The sequence below is a fragment of the Deltaproteobacteria bacterium genome (assembly GCA_030654105.1).
GTDB lineage: Bacteria > Desulfobacterota > SM23-61 > SM23-61 > SM23-61 > JAHJQK01.
Genome location: JAURYC010000323.1, coordinates 1 through 8,521, shown reverse-complemented (window position 1 = coordinate 8,521; position 8,521 = coordinate 1). Strand labels below are relative to the sequence as shown.

General features: G+C 49.3%; 8 protein-coding genes. 3 read left to right on the top strand and 5 right to left on the bottom strand.

The genetic code is table 11. From position 1 onward, the window contains the following. From Q7V48_14230 to Q7V48_14210, 5 genes are all read right to left on the bottom strand, one after another. Positions 1-833 (bottom strand): magnesium and cobalt transport protein CorA (locus tag Q7V48_14230; protein ID MDO9211885.1); only part of this gene is annotated, 833 nt, incomplete at its 3' end. A 54-nt stretch (positions 834-887) separates the two neighbouring features. Continuing rightward, positions 888-1,928, bottom strand: a complete 1,041-nt coding sequence (locus Q7V48_14225) for a DRTGG domain-containing protein (protein ID MDO9211884.1) — start codon at positions 1,926-1,928, stop codon at positions 888-890. Beyond that, a complete protein-coding gene (locus Q7V48_14220; GenBank protein MDO9211883.1) occupies positions 1,929-4,061 on the bottom strand; it encodes an acetate--CoA ligase family protein in 2,133 nt (710 codons plus the stop codon). Next, a complete protein-coding gene (locus Q7V48_14215; protein MDO9211882.1) occupies positions 4,058-5,956 on the bottom strand; it encodes a GNAT family N-acetyltransferase in 1,899 nt (632 codons plus the stop codon). The genes Q7V48_14220 and Q7V48_14215 overlap by 4 nt, the downstream gene beginning before the upstream one ends. Further along, on the bottom strand, positions 5,953-6,105 hold the full coding sequence (locus tag Q7V48_14210; protein ID MDO9211881.1) for a hypothetical protein: 153 nt from the start codon (positions 6,103-6,105) through the stop codon (positions 5,953-5,955). Before Q7V48_14210 ends, Q7V48_14215 begins: the two co-directional genes overlap by 4 nt. 364 nt (positions 6,106-6,469) lie before the next feature. Here Q7V48_14210 and Q7V48_14205 point away from each other — a divergent pair, with 364 nt between their 5' ends. The 3 genes from Q7V48_14205 to Q7V48_14195 all read left to right on the top strand — a co-directional run. Next, positions 6,470-7,906 (top strand): magnesium chelatase, encoded by a 1,437-nt coding sequence (locus Q7V48_14205; GenBank protein ID MDO9211880.1) that lies wholly within the window; start codon positions 6,470-6,472, stop codon positions 7,904-7,906. A 21-nt stretch (positions 7,907-7,927) separates the two neighbouring features. Further along, positions 7,928-8,221 carry a hypothetical protein gene (locus tag Q7V48_14200; protein MDO9211879.1) on the top strand — a complete coding sequence of 98 codons (294 nt, stop codon included), beginning with the start codon at positions 7,928-7,930 and terminating at the stop codon, positions 8,219-8,221. A gap of 122 nt (positions 8,222-8,343) precedes the next feature. Continuing rightward, positions 8,344-8,521, top strand: a 178-nt coding sequence (locus Q7V48_14195) for a 4Fe-4S dicluster domain-containing protein (GenBank protein ID MDO9211878.1), incomplete at its 3' end; no start/stop codon positions are given.

Sequence of the window (8,521 nt, the reverse complement as noted above, 5' to 3'; positions counted from 1 at the left end):
ATGCCGGAAAGCATGTCCCGGAATATTTCGATGGTATCCATCACCTGAATGGTGTGGTCATATACGTCCCGCAAATAGAACCGGGTGCTCTCCTGAATTCTTGAGGATTCTCCCCTCTCCAGACCACTGATGACTTCCCGTAAAGGCCAGACCCATTTGCGTAAAAAGATCATTTCTCTTTTTAAATTCTGGAGTTTCAGCAAGGTCTGGGCTGTAGGATTGGCGACCAACTTTTGCTCCAGGACCTCGATTCTTTCCCCCAGTTTTTCCAGTATTACGAAATAATTATCCACGATGATGTCCAGTAAAGTATAAGCTAAGTAATCGGCCCCCATCTTTCTCAGCTTTCCTTTTCCGCTCCGGATTCGCTCTTGGACGGAGGCAAACATACTTCCTTCTTTTTCCACAAAGGATAGGACCGCATTTGGACGGAGCACTAAGCTGACCTGCTCCGCCGAGATCTCGCCCGTATGGTCATCATAGGAAAGCATCTTTAAAACAATAAAAAAATCTTCTCCATAATCTTCCATCTTGGGCCGGTGATCGGTGTTTAAGATGTCTTCCATAATCAGGGGATGCAATCCGAAACAACCGCCCAACTTCCCCAAAACCTCCACCTCATGAAGGCCGTCCACATTTACCCAGGTTACTTTTGGCTCATTTTTGAACAAAAAGCATTCCTCGATGTTTTCCAGTTCTTTTTCCTGAAAATTCACCTCGTCGTACTCCAAGACTTTGATTTTAGTCCGCTCGCTCATCTTCTCTCCGATATGCACGAGAGTTCCCGGAGGTAGACCTGCCTTCTTTGATCTTTTTTTTATAAATTTGGGCATGTTGAATCTCCTTAAAGAAAAGGAAAAGGGATTGGTTAGGATTTGGATGATTCTTTAATGGCTTGTGATTACGCTTAGATCCACATGCTTTCGGCAAAGTTCCTTCAATAATTCCACTTTATCGGTGTCGTCTTTCGTCAGTAACGGTTCCAGGTTTTCGATCTGCTTGGCGGTCTGATAGGTGTCGGAAAAAACCATTAACAGGGGAATATTGCGCTCCGTGGCTTTGGAGATGATGTTAGAGGGGGGCAAAATATTATTCGTCAGGATAATCCCGGAGGTATCACTCTCCAAGGAAGCTAAGATCATATCCGTCCGATCCCCACCGGTGATGACCAACTTGTTCTCTTTTTTAAATATCGGGTTTTGCAGAAACACATTGGCCGACCAAGCCCCGATGATGATATTTTTTACAACCCGTTTCAGCCCGCCTTCCCCGGTAATGACTTTGGCGAATAACCGGTCGGCCAGGTAATAAACCGAGAAGCAGGTTAATTCACTCTGGTAGGGAATCACCCCGATCACTCGAACCCCCATCTTATGGATAACCGGAAGGTGGGTGTTTTTGAATTCATCAAGATTTTGTACTTTGTTCACGATAATCCCCCCCAGGTGAACCTCGGCCAGGTCTACGTGTTTTTTCAAAAAGAGGATTTCGTCCAGAATGGTGTCTTCCTCGCCGCTGACCACGATAAATAGTTTACTCCCCGTGTACCGAGCCAAGGAGAGGGTGTCGAGATATATCGATACCCCATAGGTCAGATCCTTTCCCCCCTCGATGAAGAGGATCTCTTTATCATTACCGATATGCGCCATGGTTTCCCGGAGTTTCTGTTGAATCCCTTTTTCATCGTACATATAGCGGAGTTTGGAGTGATCAAAGCCGATACTCATATCCACGGGATCCTCTTGGAGTCCAAAGATATGCGTGATCAAAGCAGAGTCGTAATCCCAGAGTCGCTTTTTGCGGTAAAGCAATCTCTCCCCGAACGGTTTTAGGTAAGCCATCTTCTTCTTCAAAGCGCCGGCGATTCCTACAATGATGCTGGTCTTCCCCGCGCTCTTCCGCATCGATCCGATTACTACTTTATCCATTTATGCCCCCTTCTTGACCCTCGATAGTAAAATCCTTACATCGACGGCTTTGACTCCCTGGCCGTGTTCATAGACTACCAACGGATTGATCTCTATATCCGAGATGCGCTGGCATTTCTGCAGGATGGTACCCACTTTAACGATCGTCTCCACCACCCCGTCCAAGTCCCTCTTCTCTTCCCCCCGCACTCCTAACAGAAGAGGATAAGCCCGAATTTCTTTCACCATGGCCATGATTTCTCGGCGGCTGAGGGGTAGAGCACGAAAAGCGACGTCCTTCATCACTTCCACGTAGATGCCCCCCAAGCCAAACATAAGGATCGGGCCAAAGATTTTATCCCGACGCGCCCCGATGATCGTCTCCGTACTCGTCTTCACCATCTCGGAAATTTCTACTCCTTCGATGTTCGCATCCGCTTTGTAGGCCCGGCAGTGCCTCATGATTGCCTGGTAGGCATCCATGATCTCATTTTTCCCCGTTAAATCCAGGGCGACTCCGCCCGCGTCACTCTTGTGCAGGATGTCCCGGGAGACCACTTTCATGACCACGGGGAACCCGATCTCCTCCGCCTTCCGGACAGCCTCATCGAGGTTGCGAGCTATCTGACTCTTGGGGATCTGGATTCCAGCCGCCCGCATAACGGCTTGTCCCTCGTTGGCCAGCAAAAAAGACCTTCCTTCCTTCAAGGCCATCTCTAAAACTTGTTCGATGGAATCCACATCGATCTCTGCCTCTTCGACCTTTTCCGAATATTCCTTCAAATAATGATAATAAGCATAGATGGAACCCAAACAAGAAACCGCTTCATAAACATCCCCATAGACCGCTGCTTCGCTCTGGCGTAGAAGGAGGATACAGTTTTCAATCGTCTCCCCCCCAAAAATGGAAAAGACCAAGGGTTTTTTCGCCGACTTATACTCCCGGTCTGCTTCTTGAATCATCTGCGCCAGGTTTTCAGCATCAAACACGGCTGTTTCGCCGTAGAGGGCAATCACCGAATGAATCAGGTTGTTTTTCAGGGCTTCTGCCAGCGCGGCATGATAATGGACCGAAGTGGCCTGACCGGTAAGATCGACCGGGTTCTTGGTGGAACCAAAATGCGGAGTTATCGGGGAGAAAGCTTCCTTTAAAGTAGCTGGGTCATCAAACAACTTCACCCCGTACTTTTCACAGGCATCGGTGGCCATGACCCCGATACCGCCACCATTGGTGATGATAACCGTATTTTCCCCGGAGGGCGCCGGCGTATTCGACAGAAATTTACACCAGTTGAAAGCTTCTTCGACACTTTCGGCCCGCAACACTCCGCATTGCCGCATAATGGCAGCGAAAATCTCATCGGACCCAGCCAGTGAACCTGTATGGGAAGCCGCCGCGATTGCTCCTCTTTCCGACCTCCCGGATTTAATCACCACGACCGGAATCTTTTTGGTGGCCGCTTTTAAGGCCCGGATGAATTTCTCTCCCTCGTGTACGCCTTCGACATACAGTAAAACAATCTTGGTCCTTTCGTTGGCCACCAGATATTCCAGAAGATCGGCTTCATCGACATCGGCTTTATTCCCCACGGATACGATGGCGGAAAGGCCGATATTTTCCACCGCCGTTTTGCCAATCATGGCGATCCCCAAAGCCCCGCTCTGGGTAATAATCGCTACCCCCCCGGGAATAATTTCCGAATTCCCAAAAGTGGCGTTCAAGGAGGCTGCCGCAGAATAAAGACCAAAAATGTTCGGCCCCAAAACACGCATACCATGTTCATGGGCACAGGTGACAATTCTCCTCTCTTCCTCACTGTTCCCGATTTCGGAAAACCCGGAAGAAATGATCGTCAGGTATTTTACCTTTTTGCGGGCACAGCTTTTGACGGCGTCATAGACATTTTTCGCCGGAATCACGATACTGGCCACATCAACCGGATCGTTCACTTCTTCGATACTCCGGTAGGCCTGCACACCAAGAATCTCCCCCCCCTGGGGATTGATCGGGTAGACCTTTCCCCGGTAACCTCCCGCCAGGATATTATTCAATACCTTGTAACCAATTTTGTTGGGATCCCGGGTTGCCCCAATCACGGCTATCGTCTGCGGCTCAAAGAGATATTTTATATCTTGATTTTGGTCGCTCATCATACTCCTCGGAAGGCCATTTTCATCTCATACACCCCTTGCTCATTTCTCTTTTGAATATCAAACCCCATTTTTTCAAACAGATGAAGCATGGGTTTATTTTCTACAAGGACTTCCGCCGCAAAACCTAAAAGTCCTTCCCTCTTGGCCAAATAGGTCAAATAGGAAAACAGTTCCAATCCCACGCCCTTATTCTGGTCTTCATCCCGGACAACCAAGGCCACTTCGGCGGTATGGTTCGTTTCGTTGATTCCATACTGCCCCACTCCGACCACTTTTTCCACTTCCGCGTCCTTGATGGTGGCTAAGATGACCATCTCTTTCGTATAGTCAATTACCACAAACTCCTGCAACCTCTCATGAGGCGTATCCTTGCGCACAGAAATGAACCGGCGGTAAAGACTTTGGTCGGAAAGAAAATTAAAAAAATCTTTTAAAAGGGGCTCATCGCTGATCTTGACGGGGCGAAGGAGGAGGGAAAATCCCTCGGAGGTCGTCCGATAAGTTTCCAGGTGTTCTGGATACTCCCCTTTTTTTCCGGGGATAAAGGCCTGATCGCGATAGATTAAGTTGGCTTGCTTGGCTTTTTCGATCAGCCAGGGGCGAAATTGGGGATGGGCGATGGCAATCAATTCCATCGCTCTTTCCCGGATATTCTTTCCGTGCAGATAGGCGATGCCATACTCGCTCACTACATAATGAATATCCCCGCGCATTAATGTGACCCCCGCTCCCTCTCTCAGAAAGGGTACGATGCGGGAAACTTGCCCCCACTCGGCAGTGGATTGAATCGCCAGGATGGTTTTTCCGCCGGGTGCCAGTACCGCTCCTCGCATAAAATCAGCCTGTCCCCCCACTCCACTGTAGAAAGTTTTCCCCAGAGATTCGGCGGTAGCCTGACCGGTGAGATCAATTTCCAAAGCGGCATTGATGGCGGTCATGTTTTGCTGGCGGGAGATGGTCAAAGGATTATTGGTGTAGTCGATGGCCCGAAATTCGAAGGCGGGATTATCATGGATGTATTCATAGGTTTTCTGGTGACCCATGCAAAACGTGGCCACAGTTTTTCCTCGATTGAGGGTCTTGCGGCTGTTATCAATTACTCCTTTTTTTATCAGTTCGACCATCCCGTCCGTCAATAATTCGGAATGGACCCCTAAGTTATTTTTATCGCTGAAATTCGCCAGGATGGCATTCGGCAAACTCCCATAACCCACCTGAATCGTATCCCCGTCCTGGACGATACGGGCCACATACTTACCAATCTGCTGGGCCACTTCATCGGGCAGGACGGCTTCATATTCCAAGAGTGGCTCGTCGTGGCAGATGATGAAATCCACGTTTTCTATATTGATGAATCCGTCCCCGTGTACCCGGGGCATATGGTTGTTTATCTGCGCGATGACGATGGAAGCTTTTTCCACCGCGGCTTTGACAATATCCACACTGACCCCCAGGCTCATGTACCCATGGGCATCCGGGGGGGAGGTCTGGACCAGCGCCACATTAATGGGCACCATCCCGCGATAGATCAAATCCGGAACGTGCGATAAAAAAATGGGGGTATAGTCAGCCATCCCCTGGTTGACCGCTTCCCGGGAATTGGGCCCCACGAAGAAAGAATTGTGGCGAAAATTATATTTGAATTTTTCATCGGTGTAGGGAGCGACTCCCAGCGTCCAAACCTGAAAAACTTCCGCATCGAAAAAAGCCTTGGGATTCGATTCCACATACTGGATCAAGGCTCGTACAAGATACTGGGGCTCGCCGCAGGCGGTATGGATGAAAATTCTATCGCCGCGATGGATATGGCTGAAGATCTCCGCTTCGGACCCAAATTTTTTCGGGTAGACCTTCTTCATCTCCTCGCAATTCTTTTTCTGGATTCCCGAGTTCATTTACAACCCTCCTCGCGATGTTGGGCTGGTATCGGAACGGGTGCCAGCCGCGCATGGCTTAAAAATTGACAATAGATCATGAAAAGAAGGGCCTTGGCCTGGCATGGTTGGCAAAGGAAGAGATCATATTCCGGTACATGGCGGGTCATTGGTTCCTCCTCTTGGCGCTGCCTTCCCTTAACTGGGGGTTCAAGCAGGTAAGAAGATCTAAGCATTTGACCTTCTAAAAACCTGCCTTGTGATTCTTAAAATCTATCTTGCCGACTAAAATTTTTCAAGGAAAATCTGATTTTACGGAGCTTTGGATGTCCTTGTCGACCCTTGCCTCCCTTCAGTTTTTTATCATTTTGGATCGATTTTTGCCTTTTGATTTCAGATTTCTCCTTGAACCCTCGATCCCTTGACCCTTGAACCCCTATTTTTGTTTCCTTCTCCACCCTTCCTTGACGAATGGTTATTTTTGCGTTATAAAGAAATTAAATAATTTTATCCGTCACTGGAAAGGAAATACTGGTGGCCAAACTTCCTAAAAGTAAAAAACCTCGAACCATAGAGGAACTTAAAAAAGCGAACTATACGGTCCGCACCGTCAAAACAGAGATGCGCCAAAATCTGATTGTCAAAATCCGTAAGGACGAGGAGCTTTTCCCCGGTATCGTAGGCTACGAGGAAACCGTCATTCCCCGAGTCGAGAACGCCATCCTTTCTGGACAGGATATCATTTTCCTCGGGGAGCGGGGGCAGGCCAAAACTCGCCTAATGCGCAATCTGGTCAACCTGCTCGACGAAGAAATTCCTGCCATAGCTGGCTGCGAAATCAACGACAACCCTTTTCAGCCTATCTGCAAAAGCTGCCGCGAGAAACTGCAGGCTATGGGGGACCGAGCCGAGATCATCTGGGTGGGCCGGGAACACCGGTACGGAGAGAAGCTGGCCACCCCGGACGTGACGATCGCTGACCTCATTGGAGAGGTGGACCCGATTAAGGTGGCTGAAGGGCGCTACCTGTCCGATGAATTAACCATCCACTACGGACTGATTCCCCGCACTCACCGCGGCATTTTCGCCATCAACGAACTTCCTGACCTGGGGGAAAAGATCCAGGTCGGGCTCTTCAACCTCATGGAAGAGCGCGATGTGCAGATCCGGGGATATAAAATTCGCCTTCCCTTGGACGTCTACGTCGTGGCCAGCGCCAACCCGGAAGACTATACCAATCGCGGCCGGATCATCACTCCCCTGAAAGATCGTTATGGCTCGGAGATCCGCACCCATTATCCCAGGTCTTTGGAAGCGGAAATCAAAATCATGGAACAGGAGAGGACTCGCTTCGACGACGACGGCCTTTTTCAGACCATTATTCCCCCTTACCTCAAGGAACTCATCGCCGAAATCACGGCCTTAGCCCGCAAGTCCCCGGAAATCAACCAACGCTCAGGGGTTTCGGTACGCGTTTCCATTTCGAATTACGAAAATATCATCAGCAACGCTTTCCGCCGAGCCATCCGTCTGGGAGAACGGGAAGTGGTTCCCCGGGTCAGTGACCTTACTTATCTGGCGGCCTCCACGGGGGGCAAAATCGAACTCGAGACCGTGGACGAAGATCGAGGAGAAAACCTCATTGAAAAACTGATGGCCAAAGCCACCCTCAACACCTTTAACCGCTATTTTCAGGTGCAACAATTCGACAGCTTCCTGGTCAGGTTCAAAGGTGGCTGGTCTGTCGAAGTTTCCGAAGGGATGAAATCTTCAGTTTACGAAGAGAAGGCGCATGAAATTCAGCCTTATAGCGGCGAAATGAACGGGTTGCTCGAAGGCTTAAAGAAGCTCCAGTGCGATAAAACCCCGGCTACCCTGGCCTCGGGTTTGGAATTTATCCTGGAAGGGCTTTACCTCCATCACCGGTTGAATAAAGAGAAGTTGGCCGGAAAATCTGCTTACCGGGTCTAAGGGCACCTGGGAAAGGAAAAAATGGGAAATTCCAGTAAAGAATCACTCGGCAAGAAAACACCGTCGGCCAAATCCCTCAATGAGCTGAGGGAACTGCTTTTGAAGCTCAACGCCAAACTGCGGGAGAAGATTTCGCCCATCCGAAAAAAAGAAGAGACGGGCGCAGAAAATTTGGAGATGGTTATCATTATCCTGAATCATTCCTCTGAAAACGCTCCTGAGCCCTCGCGGCCAGAAAAAGAAAAGCCCAAGCCCCTGAAGAAAGACTGGGTTGATGACCTTTGCGAGGAAATCGAGCGGCGATCTCGCACTTAGAAGAAATCTTAGGCCCAAGGTCATCTCTCAACAGTCCCTGCTCTCCATCAGGTCAGGCGGTCACCTATTCCAACTTCCCCCAAGTTGTCCATTGAACCTGGAACCCGAAAGTAATTTAGGTAATTTCCCCGAGCCAAAATTATTTTTATAATTCCGGCTTTTTACCTTGCATCGGTTGCGGGCGCTGTGTCGTCGCCTGTCCCTATAAGGCCAGGAACATGGACAGCGGGACTTTTTACACTGAGGGGACTCCCAGAGTTGAAGAATATGAAAAAGCACCGACCTGGGAATACAATAAAA

What these genes read in the sequence shown, in the direction of transcription:
- Q7V48_14225 (MDO9211884.1), bottom strand. Translation starts at nt 1,928, where the DNA reads ATGGATAAAGTAGTAATCGGATCGATGCGGAAGAGCGCGGGGAAGACC.
- Q7V48_14220 (MDO9211883.1), bottom strand. Translation starts at nt 4,061, where the DNA reads ATGATGAGCGACCAAAATCAAGATATAAAATATCTCTTTGAGCCGCAG.
- Q7V48_14215 (MDO9211882.1), bottom strand. Translation starts at nt 5,956, where the DNA reads ATGAACTCGGGAATCCAGAAAAAGAATTGCGAGGAGATGAAGAAGGTC.
- Q7V48_14210 (MDO9211881.1), bottom strand. Translation starts at nt 6,105, where the DNA reads ATGACCCGCCATGTACCGGAATATGATCTCTTCCTTTGCCAACCATGC.
- Q7V48_14200 (MDO9211879.1), top strand. Translation starts at nt 7,928, where the DNA reads ATGGGAAATTCCAGTAAAGAATCACTCGGCAAGAAAACACCGTCGGCC.